This window comes from Kitasatospora sp. NPDC033851 (assembly GCF_055576085.1).
Genome location: NZ_JBVIRL010000014.1, coordinates 65,114 through 82,544, shown reverse-complemented (window position 1 = coordinate 82,544; position 17,431 = coordinate 65,114). Strand labels below are relative to the sequence as shown.

Annotated in this window: 11 protein-coding genes and 1 pseudogene; 2 read left to right on the top strand and 10 right to left on the bottom strand. The window is 73.7% G+C overall.

Going from position 1 to position 17,431, the window contains the following annotated elements; genetic code table 11:
• Positions 1–99 precede the first annotated feature (99 nt).
• The 6 genes from ACZ51D_RS25045 to ACZ51D_RS25020 all read right to left on the bottom strand — a co-directional run bounded on the left by ACZ51D_RS25045 (position 100) and on the right by ACZ51D_RS25020 (position 7,693).
• Positions 100–1,539, bottom strand: coding sequence for an amino acid permease (locus tag ACZ51D_RS25045; RefSeq protein WP_360500136.1), 1,440 nt, complete (start codon positions 1,537–1,539; stop codon positions 100–102).
• Positions 1,536–2,267, bottom strand: a complete 732-nt coding sequence (locus tag ACZ51D_RS25040) for a FadR/GntR family transcriptional regulator (RefSeq protein ID WP_360500133.1) — start codon at positions 2,265–2,267, stop codon at positions 1,536–1,538. Before ACZ51D_RS25040 ends, ACZ51D_RS25045 begins: the two co-directional genes overlap by 4 nt.
• 206 nt (positions 2,268–2,473) lie before the next feature.
• Positions 2,474–3,733: a hypothetical protein gene (locus ACZ51D_RS25035; RefSeq protein WP_465663574.1), complete on the bottom strand. Its 1,260-nt coding sequence runs from the start codon at positions 3,731–3,733 to the stop codon at positions 2,474–2,476.
• A 458-nt stretch (positions 3,734–4,191) separates the two neighbouring features.
• Entirely contained in the window at positions 4,192–6,609 is a 2,418-nt protein-coding gene (locus ACZ51D_RS25030; protein WP_465663573.1) for a glycoside hydrolase family 95 protein, read from the bottom strand.
• 62 nt (positions 6,610–6,671) lie between these two features.
• Positions 6,672–6,923, bottom strand: coding sequence for a hypothetical protein (locus ACZ51D_RS25025; protein ID WP_465621711.1), 252 nt, complete (start codon positions 6,921–6,923; stop codon positions 6,672–6,674).
• Between the two features lie 35 nt (positions 6,924–6,958).
• A complete protein-coding gene (locus tag ACZ51D_RS25020; RefSeq protein ID WP_465621709.1) occupies positions 6,959–7,693 on the bottom strand; it encodes a FadR/GntR family transcriptional regulator in 735 nt (244 codons plus the stop codon).
• Positions 7,694–8,091: 398 nt separating this feature from the next.
• Between ACZ51D_RS25020 and ACZ51D_RS25015 the strand changes: the two genes are divergently transcribed.
• A complete protein-coding gene (locus ACZ51D_RS25015) occupies positions 8,092–10,494 on the top strand; it encodes a SpoIIE family protein phosphatase (RefSeq protein ID WP_465663572.1) in 2,403 nt (800 codons plus the stop codon).
• Between the two features lie 296 nt (positions 10,495–10,790).
• On the opposite strand, the gene ACZ51D_RS25010 is transcribed toward ACZ51D_RS25015, so the two are convergent.
• Entirely contained in the window at positions 10,791–11,789 is a 999-nt protein-coding gene (locus tag ACZ51D_RS25010) for an aldo/keto reductase (protein WP_465663571.1), read from the bottom strand.
• Positions 11,786–12,202 (bottom strand): annotated as a pseudogene (locus ACZ51D_RS25005) (SDR family oxidoreductase); the annotation flags it as partial. The gene ACZ51D_RS25010 and the pseudogene ACZ51D_RS25005, both read right to left, overlap by 4 nt.
• Positions 12,203–12,441: 239 nt before the next feature.
• Between ACZ51D_RS25005 and ACZ51D_RS25000 the strand changes: the two are divergent.
• The gene (locus ACZ51D_RS25000; protein ID WP_465663570.1) at positions 12,442–14,445 is read left to right on the top strand and encodes an alpha-amylase family protein; all 2,004 of its coding nucleotides are present in this window, start codon (positions 12,442–12,444) and stop codon (positions 14,443–14,445) included.
• A gap of 21 nt (positions 14,446–14,466) precedes the next feature.
• Here the strand turns inward: ACZ51D_RS25000 and ACZ51D_RS24995 are convergent, their stop codons facing one another.
• Complete coding sequence (locus ACZ51D_RS24995) at positions 14,467–15,837, bottom strand: ROK family transcriptional regulator (protein WP_465663569.1); 1,371 nt, start codon at positions 15,835–15,837, stop codon at positions 14,467–14,469.
• 72 nt (positions 15,838–15,909) lie between these two features.
• A complete protein-coding gene (xylB, locus tag ACZ51D_RS24990) occupies positions 15,910–17,340 on the bottom strand; it encodes a xylulokinase (RefSeq protein ID WP_465621699.1) in 1,431 nt (476 codons plus the stop codon).
• Positions 17,341–17,431 lie beyond the last annotated feature (91 nt).

The following is a 17,431-nucleotide window of genomic DNA, read 5'->3' as shown; positions in this document are numbered from 1 at the left end:
TGCCTCGATCGGTGGTGGGGCGCTTCCGGTCGGTCGGCCGGCGGCGGCCCTCGGCGACGGCGGGAGCGGTCCGCGCGTCGTCGTGGGCCGCCGCTCGGTTCAGCCGTCGGCCCTGGCGGCTTCGCGCGCGGGGCGCCTGCGGACGGCGTACCAGCCGGCGACGAGTGCGGCGGCGATCAGCGGCACGCACAGCACGGTGGTGCGTCCGGCGCCGCCGTCGGCGTACATGAGGACCAGGACGGAGGCGAGGAAGGCCAGCGTCACGATTTCGGTCCAGGGGGAACCGGGCAGGCGGTACGCGGGGCGGGTCAGTTCGCCGGCCCGGGTCTTCCGCCAGAAGAAGAGGTGGCAGACCATGATCATGCCCCAGGTGGCGATGATGCCGATCGCCGCGAGGTTGAGCACGATCTCGAACGCGTCGGCGGGCACCACGAAGTTGAGACCGACACCCAAGACGCACATGCCGCTGGTCAGCAGGATGCCGCCGTACGGCACCTGGGTGCGGCTCATCCGGGCGGTGAAGCGCGGGGCGGACCCGTTGACGGCCATCGAGCGCAGGATGCGGCCGGTGGAGTACAGGCCGGAGTTGAGCGAGGACATGGCCGCGGTGAGAACGACCAGGTTCATCACGCTGCCGGCCGCCGGGACACCGATGTGGGACAGCACGGTCACGAAGGGGCTCTGGCCGGAGGTGTACCTGTTCCAGGGCATCAGCATCGACAGCAGGACGACCGAGCCGACGTAGAAGAGGCCCACGCGCCACATGATCGAGTTGATCGCCTTCGGCATGATCTTCTCAGGGTTCTCGGTCTCCCCGGCCGTGACACCGACCAGTTCGACGGAGGCGTAGGCGAACACGACGCCCTGGATGATCAGCAGCATCGGCATCAGGCCGTGGGGGAAGATGCCGCCGTTGTCGGTGATCAGCGACGGACCGGGTACGGTGCCGTCGACCGGGTGCCGGGTGACCAGCAGGAAGATCCCGATACCCATGAAGACCACCAGCGCGCTGACCTTGACGATGGCGAACCAGAACTCCAGCTCGCCGAAGATCCGCACCGAGATCAGGTTCACGGTGAGCACCACGGCCAGGGCTATGAGCGCGATGACCCACTGCGGGACGCTGGAGAACAGGTGCCAGTAGTGGGTGTACGTCGCCACCGCCGTGATGTCGGCGATGCCGGTGGTCGCCCAGTTGAGGAAGTACATCCAGCCCGCGGTGTACGCGCCCTTCTCCCCGAGGAACTCCCGGGCGTACGATACGAAGGCCCCGGAGGACGGGCGGTACAGGACGAGCTCGCCGAGCGCCCGCACGACGAGGAACGCGAAGAGGCCGCAGACGGCGTAGGCGACGAACAACGAGGGGCCGGCATCGGCGAGACGCCCGCCGGCGCCGAGGAAGAGGCCGGTGCCGATCGCGCCACCGATGGCGATCATGTTGACGTGACGGGGTTTCAGGGACTTGCTGTAGCCGGTGTCCCCGGCATCGACGTGACGGGTCGTGGGACGGTTCTCGTCTTTGAGGAACTGCTCGCTCACGCCTCGGATCTGCCTTCCGTGGGGGTGTCCGCCCGCTTGGGGCGCACGATGTCGGTGAGGGTCGTCTCGACCCGGTGGAGGTGGTGCGACATGGCCTCGACGGCGTCGTGTTCCGAACCGTCCACCAGCGCTTCGACGATCGCCCGGTGCTCGCAGTTGGACTGCTCGCGCCGACCGCCCAGCTCGTTGAGGAAGGTCGACTGACGCGCCAGTGCGTCACGGATCTCCTCGATGACCCGGCGGAACACCGGGTTCTGGGCGGCCTCGGCCACCGCCAGGTGGAACACGGTGTCCAGTGCGACCCATGCGGTGGTGTCGGTCTCCCGCTCCATCCGGTCGAGCAGGTGGGCCAGGTGGTCCAGGTCCCCCGGGGTGCGGCGCAGCGCCGCGTACCCGGCGACCGGGATCTCGACGTGCCGGCGCACTTCCAGCAGGTCACTGGCCGCGTAGTCGCCGAAGGTGGGGTCCTCGACCGTGTTCGCCACGACGAAGGTGCCCTTTCCGGTCTTGGAAACGGTCAGGCCCATGGCTTGGAGGGCCCGCAGTGCCTCCCGCAGCACCGGCCGGCTGACCTCCAGGGTCCGGCACAGCTCCGCTTCGGACGGGAGCTTGTCGCCCACCGCGTAGTCACCGCGCTCGATGGCGCTGCGCAGGTGGCCGAACACTGCTTCGGTGGCGCTGATGCGCCGCGGGATCGAACTGGCTGTCTGGCTGTCTGACAGGTTCACTCGGTGATCCTCGGGGCACGGGCGCCACGGTGTCAAGACTCCCGGCTGCTGCGCCGTCCGCTCCTGTACGCCGTCCGGATCGACACCCGGCACACGCCGCGGGCCCTGCCGGCTCCGGAGGAGATACTCACGGCACAGGCGCCGACTGCCGTTGCCTGAGGTGGACGGCACCCGTACCGCGGGCCGAGTCCCGCAGTGGCCTCCCGCTACTCCGGCGAGAGGCCCTCGTCGGCGGTGAGGCGATCCCGCCACTCGGCCACGGCGGCGGGAGACATCGCCGCCAGCCGGGCGATCGCTTCGTCGTCCCGCCCGTCGCTCCAGCTGAGGACCCGGGTCAGGATCGTGTTCCGGACGAGTCGGATCTCCTTGAGCACCTCGTCGAGGCGCTTCAGCTCCAGGCCGGTGGCAACGAGCGTCTCGTCGACCGCCCCTCGCTCCTCGGCCCGCTGTTCCCGAAGGTGGGCCATCAGGCCGGTGAGGACCACGCCTTCGTCGAGCGCGGCGCTGCGGAACGTGTCGGCGAGGTGGCTCAACACGCAGTCGGTGGCGTCGGCGAGACTCGCACCCACGACCTTCGCGGCCTTCCAACTGCTCCGTCCGGCCTCGCTGCCCCGGAGCCAGAGCCCGGCTTCGACCGGTGTGCGGTCGCCGCACGCGGCCGCCCGGTAGGCGTACAGGGCCGCGCGGTGGCCGTAGAAGGTATAGCCCTCCTCGATACGGACGTCCACGGGAGCACACATCCGTCCCGGCACGCCTCCGTAGCCGGAATCGGGTTCGTAGGCGGCGTAGGCGTCCAGTTCGGCGTCGGTAGCCGTCGCCCAGGCCGGGTCACACAGCTCCGGGTTCCGCGCGAGGAAGTCCGCCACCTCGATGCGCCATCCGGGAACCCGGCTCGCGCCGGCTCCGGCCCAGGTCACCGTTCCCGCCGCGTCGAGCGTGAAGCGGCAGGCCTGCTCGAGATCGGTCCAGGCCGTGGCGGCCTCGGCGGACCACTCCAGGTCCTCGGTCCGGCCCACACGATGAAGGGACCCGATCACCCGCTGGACCAGGGGCAGCACCCGCCGGGCCAGTGCGTGGAGTTCGTCCACGCCGAAGAACCGCCAGGTATCGGCGCCCTGGCCGTCGATGACGCGATGGTCGAACGGGTGCACCAACACGGTCGGGGACGGCAGGGCGCCGTCCCCGACCTCGGCCCGGCGGCGGCCCGGCAGCCAGGGGCCGGCATCCCCACCCTGCGTGCGCCAGTCGGTGTCCCCGAACCACACGGCACCCGTGTCGACGTCGACGGCCAGCCACTGCTGGTAGCCGTTGCCCGGGCCGAAGCGCTGCTCGTGGTGCTCGGCCTGCCGGTCGTGCCACACGTACTCCGCCGGAGGCGGGCTGAGTTGGACGGCGACGAAACCTTCCTGCGGGGTGTACCCGACGACAACGTGCGCGGTCGGTTCGGTGTGCTCGGTCCCGGACATGCGGCTCCCTCCGTGCCGGACCGTGGCTGATCCGCCACTGTGCGGCACTGAGCCTGCCTTGCAGGAGCGTGTCCGATCAAATCCGATCACTTGCAGTCTTTGAGCACGATATGCGTCCGTATACGAGCGGATGCGACATGGCCGCCGCTCGGCAACGATCGCAGGATCCGGATGATCCTCCATGGTGAACGAGCGGTGAACAGCGACTTGACATCACGTCACCGCGAACCACAGGATCGGCTCGTGAACCCGCCAGGCAGCGAGACAGGCCGAGACGGGCGAAGGCCCGTGTGGCAACGTCGATTGACTGGCAGTCAGTTCCGACCTGATCGGCTGGGGGCGCAGGTGACGGCAGTTCGCGGAGCGCCGGCTCAGTGGGGGCGCTTCACGAGGCTCACCGCGTCCGGGCCGCTCGACGGCCGGCTGTCGTATTCCGGTTGCAGGATGAGGTCGGAGAGTCAGTGGCCGATGTCCGGCACCGGGTAGGAGAGCCGGCGGCAACCACCGGCCGGCAGGTGGACCCGCAGGCGGCGCGCGTCGCCGGGCACCGCGGCGACCGCGACCAGGTCGCCCCGATCGTCGGTCATGACGGGATGGCCCGCGCGCTCGGGCAGGTACAGGTCGACCGTCGTGTCACGGGCGGCCCGCAGTTCGGCTCCGGTCAGCACGCCCTGACGCCAGCTCAGGCCGACCGTGAGCCCGCCCCTCGCGCGCAGACCGCGGACGTCGCCGGAAGGCCAGGACGGGGGCAGTGCGGGCAGCAGCCGCAGGATGCCGTTGTGGCTCTGCAGCAATGCCTCGGCGATGGCGGCGGTGATGCCGAAGTTGCCGTCGATCTGGAAGAGCCGGGGCGGGTGCAGGTCGAAGAGGTTGGGCGCGATCGAGCTCGCGAGCAGGCGCTCCACGGCGTGCCCGGTGAGCGCGCCGTCGCCCAGGCGGGCCGCGAGTGCGGCGACCCAGGCGAGGCTCCAGCCGGTGCCGCCGCCGCCGTGTTCCAACCGGCGGACCAGGGCGCGGCGGGCCGCGTCCAGCAGGGTGGTGTCGCCGAGCGGGTCGACGGCGCTGCCCGGGTAGAGGCCGTAGAGGTGGGAGAGGTGGCGGTGGCCGGGGTCCTCCTCGGGGAGGTCGTCCCGCCATTCCAGCAGGCGGCCGTCGGCTCCGAGCGCCGGTGGACGCAGCCGGGCGCGGACGCGGCTCAGTTCGTCCGCCGGCTCGTGGTCGACACCGAGCTCGCGGGCGGCGGCGACGGTGTTGTCGAGGAGTTCGGCGGCCAGCCAGTAGTCCATGGTGGAGCCGGCGTCGACGGCGGCCAGGGAGCCGTCGACGAGCCTGAAGTGGTGCTCGGGCGAGGTGGACGGGCAGGTCAGCAGCTCACCGTCGGCGTCCTCGACCAGGAGGTGGGTGAGGAAGCGGGCGGCCTCGCGCATGACCGGGTAGGCGCGCTCGGCCAGGAAGTCGCGGTCCCCGTGGAAGAGGTGGTGGTCCCACAGGTGGGCGGCGAGCCACGGCCCGGCCATGGGCCAGTGCGCCCAGACCGGGTCACCCGACACGGGGTTGGTGGCGCGCCAGAGGTCGACGTTGTGGTGGCAGCACCAGCCCGGCGCGTCGTAGTAGGCCCGTGCGGTGGAGCGCCCGGACTCGGCGAGGTCGGCGACGAGGTCGAACAGCGGCTCGTGGCACTCGGCGAGGCCCGTGGTCTCGGCCGGCCAGTAGTTCATCTGGACATTGATGTTCGACGTCCAGTCGGAGTTCCACGGCGGGGTGACGTCGTTGTTCCAGATCCCCTGGAGGTTGGCGGGCTGGGTGCCCGGCCGGGAGGAGGCGATCAACAGGTAGCGGCCGTAGGCGAACAGCTGCGCGGTGAGCCCCGGGTCCTCGGCGCCCGCGTTCGCGGCGACGAGGCGCTCGTCGGTCGGCCGCTGCGCCGCCTCCGCCGGGCCGTGGAGGCGGAGTTCGGCCGCACCGAAGAGCCGCCGGTGGTCGGCCACGTGCGCGGCCCGCAGCTCGTCGTAGTCCTGCCCGCCGGTCTCGTCCAGCCACCGGCGGGCCTCGGCGAGCGCCGTCTCGGGGCCGTCGGGCCGCTGCCGCCAGTCCCGGTACCCGGTGCCGACGGCGACCAGGAGCACCGCCTCGTCGGCGCCGGTGACCTCGATCCCGCCGTCCACGGCGCGGGTGGTTCCGTTCACCGTCCGCACGCGTATCGCGGCGGCGAAACCCGTGCCCTCGTCGTCCCGGGGAACGGGGGCCACGCCGTGCCGGGGCGACACGCGTGGCGCGGCACGCCCGTGGACCGACAGCACCCCGGATCCGGGGTCGACTGTCGGGGCCGCGGCCGGATGGGGCGTCGTGAGGCACACCCGGAAGGCGAGGGCGCCGGGGGCATCCGTGCCGAGGCGGACGGCCAGCACGCCCGCGGGCGCGGACACGAAGCCCTCCCGCCGGTACCGGACTCCTCCTGACGTGAAGGACACGGTGTGCACGGCCTCGTCGAGGTCCAGCTCGCGCCGGTAGTCGGCGGCGTCGTCCTCGCCGCAGGACGGGAAGGTCAGCAGGAGGGTGGCGAGCGGCTGGTACGCCTCGGTGTCGGGGCCCTGGAAGTGGGCCGTGGCGATCGCGTGGGCGCCGGCGTGGTCGCGGTCGCGCAGCACCGCGTCCCGCAGGGCGGACAGGTGGTCGGCGGCGCCTGCCCGGTCCCGGGGACCGGGACCGCCCGACCACAGGGTGTCCGCGTTGAGCTCGATCCGCTCGGTGTGCACGCCTCCGTACGTCATGGCGCCGAGCCGGCCGTTGCCAAGGGGGAGCGCTTCCAGGAAGTCGGCGGCGGCGCGCCGGTACCAGAGCGGAGCCGTGGCGGGCTGCTGGGTGTCCGTGGGCACGTTGTCATTCCGATCGTGGCGGCGGGGTCCGGCGTCCGGGTGGACGGGCCGGAAGAAGGAGGTCAGGGGGCGGTACCGACGGTGCGTCGGCGGCCGGTGTCCGCAAGGGCGGCCAGGGCGAGGAACTCCTCGGTCTCGGCGGCATCCGGCAGGACCTGCACCAGCACGGTGCGGTCGATGCCCGCCGCTCGGGCCCGGGGGGCCAGGTCGGACGGCCCGAAGTCACGCCGGACGGCTGCCGGCTCCGCTGCGTCGAGCCAGGAGTGCGGGCGCCGGGTCAGGTCCCACACCTGGTGGCGCGCGTCGACTCCCACCCGCGGTCGCTCCTCGATCGATGGTTGACGGATGATCAGGTACGGGTCCGGTCCTGCTGCGGTCCGGACGGCGAGTCGGGGATCTCGTCGCCCTCGGCCAGGTGGTCGCGCAGCCAGCGTTCGGTGGTGTGGACGTGCATCAGGGCCGCGGCCTGGGCGAGGTCGGGGTCGCGGGCGGTGAGGGCCTCGAGGATCGCCTGGTGCTCGGCGATGGTCCTGCCGGCCGCGTCGGCGTCCGCCCGGCCCCGCCAGACCCGGGCCCGCAGCGTGCGCCCGGAGATGTGCTCCAGCAGCGTGGCCAGGGTCTCGTTGCGGGTGGCGCGGACCACGGCCCGGTGGAAGGCCGCGTCGTGCCGGATCAGCAGCTCGACGTCGTCCCGCGCGTCCCGCATGGCCGCCAGATGGCGTTCCACCTCCGCGAAGTCCTCGTCGGTGCCGCGGGTGGCGGCCAGCGCGGTGGCGACCGGCTCGAAGAGCCTGCGCACCTCGGTGAGTTCGAGGACGGTGTCCCCCTGCAGCAGTTCGACCGCGCCGCCGAGCCCTTCCAGCAGCAGACCGGGCGCGAGGCTGGTCACATAGGTGCCGTCCCCCCGCCGGATCTCCAGGACCCGCGCGACGACGAGTGCCTTGACCGCCTCGCGCATCAGGTTCCGGGACAGGCCCAGCTCGGCCGCGAGCTGCTGCTCGGGGGGCAGCTTCGAGCCGGGCGGCAGCTCGCCCTCCCGGATCAGCTGACGGATGCGGGCGATGGCTTTGTCAGTCAGGGACACGACGTCAACGTAGCAGGCCATCCCATGTCCTGGAAGGCGTCCGACGCCCACTCCTTCGCGCCTCCCGTACGCGAGCAGGCACGTTCCCACTCACCGGCCGTTCCAGTGGACATCCAAGGCTGGATCTCTCGCCGATCCATCCCATGTCTTGACGGCCACCACCGTCTCGTACGGAAAGGGCGGCACCGGACTGACCACGGCGGCGCGGGGCACGGCGGCGCGGGGCACGGCGGGTGCCCAGCCGCTCCCGCCGTACTCGATCACGGCCCTTCCCCTGCCCGTTGTGACTGGGTGCGCGAGCGGCGGGGGCCCGACCTAGGCTGGAACGCAGGCGCCGGAATCCGGTTCCGGCGTGCGCGGCTGCCCGGGCGGAGGTCTGGCACGTGGATTCGGCTGGCATGCGGGACGCGCCTACGGCTGTTGTCGTGGTGGCTCCGGACGGCCTGGTGAGCGCCTGGAGCGAGGGCGGGCTGCTCCTGCTGGGCTGGACGGCGCGGGAGGTCGTCGGCCGTCCCGTGACCGACCTGCTGGTCGATCCCCCGCCGGGATTCCCCGGGGGCGGCGACTCCGAACCGGACCCTCTGGTCACCCTGCGCCACCGGGACGGTTCCACGGTGGAGGCCGTGGTGACGACCCACCCGCTGCGCGGTGCGGACGCCCTGGAGTCGGGCCGCGTGATGACCGTCCAGCGCTGGGGGCGCCGCCCGGTGATCGCCGACCGGGCCTTCGAGCAGTGCCCCTTCGCCCTGGGGATCTACGACCCCGAGCTGCGGTTCCTGTGGATCAATGGCGCCGCGTGCCGGGTGATAGCGCACTCGGAGGAACAGGTGCTCGGCGAAAAGTACCGCGAGCTGTTCCCCGAGCTGGACGACGCCGCGTACACCCACCAGCTCTCCGAGGTGGCGAGGACGGGGCAGGCCGCGCGTCTCATCACGGTCTTCCGCCCGCTCGGCAGCGCCTACGCCAACGCCTGGGCCACCAGCATGTGGCCCGTCCGGGACGCCGGGGGCAGGGTCCGCGCGGTCGCCAACTGGGGCTTCGACATGAGCGCCGAGTACTGGGCCCGCCAACGCCTGCTCATCCTCAACGAGGCCAGCAGCGGCATCGGCCGGACCCTCGACGTGATCAGCACCGCGGAGGAACTGGCCCGCACCTCGGTCCCCGGCTTCGTCGACCTCGTCACCGTCGACCTCTTCGACGAGGTGCTGCGCGGGGAGGAACCGCCCTCGCCCGCCACGATCACCACCGGCGGATCCATCACGCTCAACCGGGCCGCCCGGCACACCGCGCGGGACCACCCCGGCTGGCCTTCCGGATCCGGGACGCCCGTCGTCTACGCCCTCGGTTCCGTCCCGGCCCGCTGCATGGCCACCGGCAGGTCCATGGTCCAGCTCGCCGCCGAACCCGACCAGGGCGGCGAATGGGCCTTCGGTCCCGGGCTCGCGGCCGACCCGGCCCACTGGCCGCCGGGCAACCCGACGATCGACCGGACCATCGCCGCGCAGGGGCTGACCGGCCGGATCACCGTGCCGCTGCTGGCTCGCGGCGCACTGCTCGGCGTCGTCGCCTTCGCCCGTAGCGACCGGCCCGAGGCCTTCACCGCCGACGACCTGATCCTCGCCGAGGAACTGGCCGCCAAGGCCGCCGTCGCCATCGACAACGCCCGCCGCTACACCCGCGAGCACACCACCGCGCTGACCCTGCAACGCAGTCTGCTGCCACAGCGGTTGCCGGGCCACGGGGCGGTCGACATGGCCTCCGGGTACCTGCCCGCCGGGGCCGGCGTGGGCGTGGGCGGAGACTGGTTCGACGTCATCGCACTGTCCGGCGCGCGGGTCGCGCTGGTCGTCGGCGACGTCGTCGGCCACGGCGTGCACGCCTCGGCCAGCATGGGCCGGCTGCGCACCGCCGTCCGCACCCTGGCCGACGTCGACCTACCGCCCGACGAACTGCTCACCCACCTGGACGACCTGGTGCTCCACCTGCCCGACGAGGCCCGGCCCGAAGGCGGTTTCGAGTCGACCGGCGAAATCGGTGCCACCTGTCTGTACGCCGTCTACGACCCGGTCTCCCGCCGCTGCGCCATGGCGAGTGCGGGTCATCCGCTGCCGCTGGTCATCGCGCCGGACGGCACCAGTACCTCGGTCCTCGCGCAATCGGGGCCCCCACTCGGCGTCGGCGGGCTGCCGTTCGAAGCGACCGAGATCGAGCTGCCCGAAGGCAGCCTGCTCGCCCTCTACACCGACGGGCTGGTGGAGAACCGTGAGCGCGACGCCGAGCAGGGGGTCATCGACCTGCTGCGGATCCTGAGCGAACCGGCCGCCTCGCTGGAGGCGCTCTGCGACACGGCGATGAAGGCCCTCCTCCCCGACCACCGCACCGACGACGCGGCCCTGCTGCTCGCCCGCACCCATGCGCTGGATCCCGGGCACGTCGCCGACTGGGGCGTCGAGCCCGACGTCTCCCAGGTGGCGCACGCCAGGCGGCTGGCCGCCGACCAACTGGCCGCCTGGGGCCTGGAGGAGGAGGCGTTCGTTACCGAGCTGGTCGTCAGCGAACTGGTCACCAATGCCATCAAGTACGGCGCGCCGCCGATCAGGCTGCGGCTGATCCGCGACACCGCACTGATCTGCGAGGTCTCCGACGCCAGCTCCACGAGCCCGCACCTACGCCGGGCCCGCGCCTTCGACGAGGGCGGCCGGGGCCTGATGCTCGTGGCCCAGCTCACCCGGGGCTGGGGCACCCGGCACTCCACCAACGGCAAGACGATCTGGTGCGCCCAGACCCTCGGCTCGATGTGAGCCCGCCCGCGGTCCCGGCCCGCGGCGGTGGAGCCCGGACACGGCGGGAACGGAAGACGTCCGCGCCTGTGGAGTGACAAGGTCTTCGCCCCACCGGTGGGGAGGCGGTCGCAGAGCGTCCGGGGCGCTGGTCATCTGATCTTCGCAGCACAGGGGTTCTGCCCGGCCGGGCCGCGGGGGTTCCGGGCACCGGGGCCGGACCGGGCGGCCGTCATGGCCCCGGTTCCCACACCACGGGGAGCCCGGCCGAGGGGGAGCAGGGTGTCGTCGAAGCAGGTGATGAACAGCGCGACGCATCAGTGCGCCTCCTGCGGGGTCGGGACGTCCGGTGGGAGCAGGTCGCGGTCCTTCAGTTCCGCCCACAGTTCGTCCGGGACACGGTGCCGGAGCATGGCGGCCGCGTCCCGGACCTCGGCGGCGTTGCGGGTGCCGACCAGCACGCTCACCACGGCGGGGTGCCCGAACGGGAAGTGCAGCGCCGCGGCACGCAGCGGCACGCCGTGCTTCTCGCAGACGGTCCTGAGGTGCAGGGCACGGGTGAGCAACTCCTCGGGCGCGGCGGTGTAGTCGAAGGTGGCGCCGGGCCGCGGGTCGGCGAGCAGGCCGGAGTTGAAGACGCCGCCGATGACGACGCCGACGCCGCGTGCGGCGGCCAGCGGCAGCAGCTCGGTGAGTCCGCGCTGGTCGAGCAGGCTGTAGCGGCCGGCCAGGAGGACGGCGTCCAGGTCGGCCTCGCGGATGAACCGGGCGAGGAGTCCGGCCTGGTTCATCCCGACGCCGATCGCGCCGACCACGCCTTCGGCGCGCAGCCGGGCCAGTTCCGGGTACGCCTCGGCGAGTGCCTGCTCCGCGTGGTCGTCCGGGTCGTGCAGGTAGACGACGTCGATCCGGTCCAGGCCGAGCCGCTCCAGGCTGTCCTCGATCGAGCGGCGGACGCCCACGGCGCTGAAGTCCCGGACCCGGTGCTGGGTGGCGGGGACGGCGAAGCCGTGGGCGAGGTCGTCGCCACCCGGCTCCGGTGCCGGGCGCAGCAGCCGGCCGACCTTGGTGGACAGGACGTACTCGTCCCTGGGGCGGCCGCTCAGGGCCCGGCCGAGCCGCCGCTCGGACAGGCCCAGGCCGTAGTGCGGGGCGGTGTCGAAGTACCGTACGCCGGACTTCCAGGCGGCGGTGACGGCCTCCTCCGCGTCGGCATCGGTCACCGGGGTGAACAGGTTGCCGATGCCTGCCGCGCCGAAGGCGAGTTCGCCGACCGTGACCCCGCTGGGCCCGAGGGGCCGTTGGCGCGCGATCACGGCCAGGGCTCCGGCCGCAGCCGCAGCCCCGCCATCCCACCGTCGACCTGCAGCGCCGTACCGGTGGTGCTGCCGGCCGAGGGGGAGGCCGGGTAGGTGATGGCGGCGGCCACCTCCTCGGCGGTGACCAGGCGTCCGTGCGGCTGGCGGCCGCTCAGCGCCGCACGCTCGGCGGCCGGGTAGTCCGTGGTGTCCAGCAGCCGGCCGACCCACGGGGTGTCCACGGTGCCGGGGTTGACGCAGTTGACCCGGATGCCCTCGCGGACGTGGTCGGCGGCCATGGCCAGGGGGAGCGACAGGACCGCGCTCTTGGTCGCCGAGTAGAGCGCCCGCCGCGGCAGGCCGGCGGTGGCGGCGATGGAGCAGGTGTTGACCACCGAAGCGGCGGCGGAGCGCTGGAGGTGGGGTAGGGCGAAGGTCGCTCCGCCCCCATCGCGGACGATCGGCGTCTCCGCTCCGGGGGCGCCGATTCGCAGCAGCCTCATGTGGGGGCTCCCATCAAGACATCGGATGAATCCGAGATGCCTGACCATACGAGGCGGCGGTGGGCGTCGCAATGATCCCTCTGATGATTGCTCACCGGCGGGCAGTTTCACAGCTCCTGCCTCGAACCTCTGGACACCTCAGCGTGCACCTCCTATAAATCCATCCCATGACTCATGGTATTGTGAACGCTCACAGCCCCGGTCACTTCCCCCGCCGCACCGTGCACCTGGACTTCCACACCAGCCCCGACATCCCGGACGTGGGCCGGGACTTCGACCCGGTGACCTTCGCGCAGACCTTCCGGGACGCCCACGTCGACAGCGTCACCGTCTTCGCCAAGTGCCACCACGGCCACCTCTACTACGGGACCGACCGGCCCGAGCGCCACCCCGGCCTCGCCCCCGACCTGGACCTGCTCACCGAGCAGGTGGAAGCCCTGCACTCCGTGGGTATCCGCGCGCCGATCTACCTCTCCCTCCAGGTCGACGAGTACGCCGCCCGGGAGCACCCCGAGTGGGTCGCGCACGACGAGAACCTGAAGATCAGCCGCTGGACCACCTCGGCGTTCGAGGCGGGCTGGAACGTCCTCGACCTGTCCAGCCCCTACGCCGACTACTTCGCCGACCAGTTGGACGAGGTGCTGCGGCGCTTCGCCCCGGTCGACGGGATCTTCATCGACATGTGCTGGAACCAGCCGAGTGTCAGCCGCTGGGCGGTCGACGGGATGCGCCGCGAGGGACTGGACCCGGCCGACGCCGACCACCGGGCCCGCTACGCGGACCTGGTGGCCCGGCGCTACATGGCCCGCTACTCGGCGATGGTGGAGAAGGCCCTGCCCCCGGACGCCGCCCAGGGCGTCTGGTTCAACGGCCGCCCGAAGACCGGACTGCCCGACGAGCGGCAGTTCGTCCGGCACGTCGAGATCGAGGGGCTGCCCACCGGCGGCTGGGGCTACGCCTTCCTTCCGTACGTGGCCCGCTTCGTCCGCCCGCTGGGGCTTCCGACCCTCAGCCACACCGGGCGGTTCCACGAGAGCTGGGGCGACAACGCCGGCCTCAAGCCCCGGGCGGCGCTGCTCTACGAGAGCAGCCAGATGCTGAGCCACGGTCTGACCAGCGGCGTCGGCGACGTGCTGCACCCGCGGGGCGTGCCCGCCCCCGCGGTGTACGAGCTCATCGGCTCGGTCTACCGGCACATCGAGGAGTGCGAGCCCTTCCTCGACGCCGGCCGCGTCGTCAGCGAGCTCGCCGTGGTCGTCGACCCGGGCCTCGGCGACAACCCCGGCGCGAGCAACATCGGCGCCGTACGGGCGCTGCAGCAACTCCGCGCGCAGTTCGACGTGGTCCCGCCGACCGCCGACCTCGGCGGGTACCGGGCCGTCGTGGTGCCGGAGACCACGACGGTCGACGACGCCCTCGCCGAGCGCCTGCAGGAGTACCGGCGGGCCGGTGGCGCCGTGCTGCTGGTCGGGCCCGCGCTGCTCAGGAACGGTACGGAGCCGGCCCTGCCCGACCTCCCGGTCGAGGACCTGGCCCCGGCTCCGGCCGGCGAGGTCTTCCTCGCCTGCCAGGACGTCCCCGGCGTCCCGGAGGACTTCCCGGTCATCAGCCACGGATCCCGGCTGACCGCCCGGGCGCTGCCCGGCGCCGACGTCCTGGCCCGGGTCGTGGCGCCGTACTTCCCGCGTTCCTGGGAGCGCTTCTGCGGCCACTCCTACACTCCCCCGGCCGACCCGACCGACGAGGTGGCCGTCGTCGTCGGCGACGGGGTGGCCGTGGTGACCGTGCCGCTGCTGGAGGCCTTCCACGAGCACGGCCTGGAAGCGTACCGCCGGCTGCTCGGCGCGGCCCTGGACCGGCTCCTGCCGGACCCGCTCCTGCGCGCCGGCGGGCCGGTCCACCTGGAAACCACGGTCGTCCGGACCGCCACGGGCACCGTGGTGCACCTGGTCAGCTTCGTCCCCTCCCGGGAGACCCCGGAACTGGACCTGGTGCACGACCCGTTCCCGTTGGTCGACGTGCCCGTCGCCGTCCGGCTCGCCGCCGCGCCGCGCTCGGTGCGGCTGCAGCCCGCCGGGCAGGAGCTCGCCTGGCAGCACGACGGCGAGTACGTCCACGTACGGGTCACCACGGTGGACGGGCACGCGATGGTCGTGGTCGAGCACGACTGACCACGCGGTACGGGTCCCGGGTCAGCCGACGGGCAGCAGGGTCGGGTCCGCCATGATCCGGCGGACCGTCGTCAGCGCCGCGCCCAGCAGCGGCCCGCGCCGCCCCAGCGCGGACGGGCGCAGCGCCTCCGGGGCCCACGGCCGCACGGTGACCCGGGCGGCCAACTCGGCGCGCACGGAAGGGAGCAGCCAGTCGGCGAGTTCGGCGTAGGCGCCGCCGAGGACCAGACCGTCCGGATCGATGAGTTCCACGGCCGAGGCGAGGGCGAGGCCCAGCGCTTGCCCGGCGCGGTCCAGCGCCGCCAGGGTGGGCGCGTGCCCGGCGGCCGCCCGCTCGGCCAGCAGGGCGACCGGGTCCCCCGCCGGGGCCGGTCCGGCCCCGGCGGCACCGCCGCGGGCGCGGCCGGGGGGGGGGGGGGCCGCCCCCGCCCCCCCCCCCCCCCCCCCCCCCCGCCGGCGCCCGCCCCCCCCCGGCCCCCCCCCCCCCCCCCCCCCCCCCCCCCCCGGGCCCGCCCCCCCGCCGGGGGGGCCCCGGCCGCGCGGGGGCGGGGGGGGGGCGCGGGCGGGGCGGCCCCCCCCCCCCCCCCCCCCCCCCACGGCCGCCTCGCCCGCGTACTGCTCCAGGCAGCCGCGGGCACCGCAGGCGCACTCGACGCCGTCCGGCCGGATGGGGATGTGACCGAGTTCGCCGGCGAAGCCGCGGGCGCCCCGGAACAACTGCCCGTCGATGACCAGGGCGGCACCGATCCCGGTGTCGGCGGAGACGTGGACGAAGGTCTCCACGGCCGGCTCGGCGCTCCAGTACTCGGCCAGCGCCCCGAGGTTGGCCTCGTTCTCCGGTTCGGGCACGGTGTCCGGGTCGGGCCAGTGGTCGGCGAGCCGGACGCCGTGCCAGCCGAGGTTGGGCGCGCGCTCGACCAGTGCGCCGGGCCCGTTCGGCACCACCCCGGGCACGGCCAGGACGCGGCCCTCGACCCGCAGTCCGAGGGCGGCGGCCTCGGCCTCCGTCTCGGCGGCCAGCGCGGCGGCCTCTGCCAGGACCCGCCCGGCCGGCCGGCCCGCGTTGACCCGTTCCACCCGGCGCCACACCCGCGGCTCGCCGCGCAGGTCCACCACGCACGCGCCGAGGTGGGTGACGCCGATCTCCAGGCCGAGACCGGCGGGGCCCTCGTCGGTCACCGACAACGCGCGTCCCGGGCGACCGACCCGCCCGTCGGGCGGGGTCTCCGCCTCGGTCAGCGCACCCCGCCCGATCAGCTCGTCGACCAGCGACGAGACGGCCGCCCTGGTCAGGCCGACGCGTCCGGCGACGTCCGCACGGGACAACGGGCGGGGCAGCGAGCGGTGCGCGGCGACCGCGCCGAGGACGACCGAGAGGTTCCGCCGTCGCATGTCCTGTTGCGACGCGGGCCCACTCCCCGGGCTGTTCTTCGCCTTGCCGACCACTGTCACGCGCCGCCCCTCCTACCGGTCCTCGGCCGGAGCTCCCTGCAAGGCCCCGGCCCGACGCAGGGTATCCCCGATCCGCAGCAGCGCGTCCTCGTCCCGCTTCACCGGCTCCAGCACCGGGCCCCGCGCCGTCTTCCAGCGGCGGGCGACGGCGTCGGCGGGCTCGCCGGTGAGCAGCGCGGCGGCTTGGGCGGCGGCGCCGAGCGCGACCAGTTCCTGCGCGTCGGGCACCTGGACCGCGCGGCCCGAGAGCCGCAGGACGGTCCGCTGCCAGGCCTGCCCGCGGGCGCCGCCGCCGATCAGCAGCAGCGGCTCGTCGCCCGCCGGGTCCGCGCCGCCCGCGCGCAGCACGCCGTCCAGGGCCGCGAGCAGGGCGTGGGCGGCGCCGTCGTAGGCGGCCTGCAGCAGCTGCCCCCGGGTGGTGTCGTGCCGCAACCCGTGGACCAGGCCGGAGGCCCCCGGGAGGTCCGGTGTCCGCTCGCCGTCCAGGTAGGGCAGGACGACCGCGGTGCCGCCGTCCTCGACCTCGTCGCGGCCACGGCCGAGCAGGGCGGCGAAGCGGTCGACGGCGAGGGTGCAGTTGAGCGTGCAGGCCAGTGGCAGCCAGCCACCGAGGGCGTCGGCGAAGCCGGCGACGGTGCCGCTGGGGTCGGCGGGCCTGCGCCGGCCGACGGCGTAGACGGTGCCGGAGGTGCCGAGGCTGAGCACCGGCTGCCCGGGGAGCAGGCCGAGCCCGAGGGCGGCGGCCATGTTGTCGCCGGTGCCGGTGGCCACCGGCGTGCCTTCGCGCAGCGGCGTCCCGGGGCGGACGGCACCGGCCCGGGCGCCGGGGGGCAGGACCTCCGGCAGCAGGCCCGGGTCGAGACCGATCCGGGCGAGGACGTCCCGGTCGTAGCCGTCCGGACCCCACCAGCCGGTTCCCGAGGCGTCGCCCCGGTCGGTGACCGCCTCCCCGGTCAGCCGCTCGGTCAGGAAGTCGTGGGGCAGGCGGACGGCCGCGACCCGGTCGGCGGCGGCGGGCTCGTGGGCGCGCAGCCAGGCCCACGTGGGGGCGGTGAAGGCGGCGGTGGGCACGCTGCCGGTGCGGCGGGCGAGTTCCGCGGCGCCGATCGCGGCCTTCAACTCGGCGGCCTGGGGCGCGGACCGGACGTCGTTCCAGAGCAGCGCCGGGCGGACCGGCACTCCGGCCGCGTCCAGGGTGACCAGACCGTGCTGCTGACCGGCGATCGAGACGGCGGCCGCGCGGGCCGCCCAGCCGGTTCCCGCCGCGGCCTGCCCGAGCGCGTCCCACCACTGCTCGGGATCGCTCTCGCGACCGGCGCCCGTGCTGACGGTGTGCGGGGCGCGGCCCCGGCCCAGGACGGTGCCGGTGTCGAGGTCGACGGCGAGCGCCTTGGTGGACTGGGTGGAGCTGTCGAAGCCGATCACGACACGCTGCTCGGGCATGCGTTCCTCCGATGGGGGTTCCTTCTGACGTTCCGGCATACTAATTTGTTGAGAGCCCTGACAAACACCCTTTCGGCACGGAACCCGGAGC

Excerpts from the sequence above, each read along its gene's own strand:
- ACZ51D_RS25015 (WP_465663572.1), top strand. The coding sequence starts at position 8,092 with ATGCGGGACGCGCCTACGGCTGTTGTCGTGGTGGCTCCGGACGGCCTG.
- ACZ51D_RS25000 (WP_465663570.1), top strand. The coding sequence starts at position 12,442 with ATGACTCATGGTATTGTGAACGCTCACAGCCCCGGTCACTTCCCCCGC.
- ACZ51D_RS24995 (WP_465663569.1), bottom strand. The coding sequence starts at position 15,837 with ATGCGACGGCGGAACCTCTCGGTCGTCCTCGGCGCGGTCGCCGCGCAC.
- xylB (WP_465621699.1), bottom strand. The coding sequence starts at position 17,340 with ATGCCCGAGCAGCGTGTCGTGATCGGCTTCGACAGCTCCACCCAGTCC.
- ACZ51D_RS25035 (WP_465663574.1), bottom strand. The coding sequence starts at position 3,733 with ATGTCCGGGACCGAGCACACCGAACCGACCGCGCACGTTGTCGTCGGG.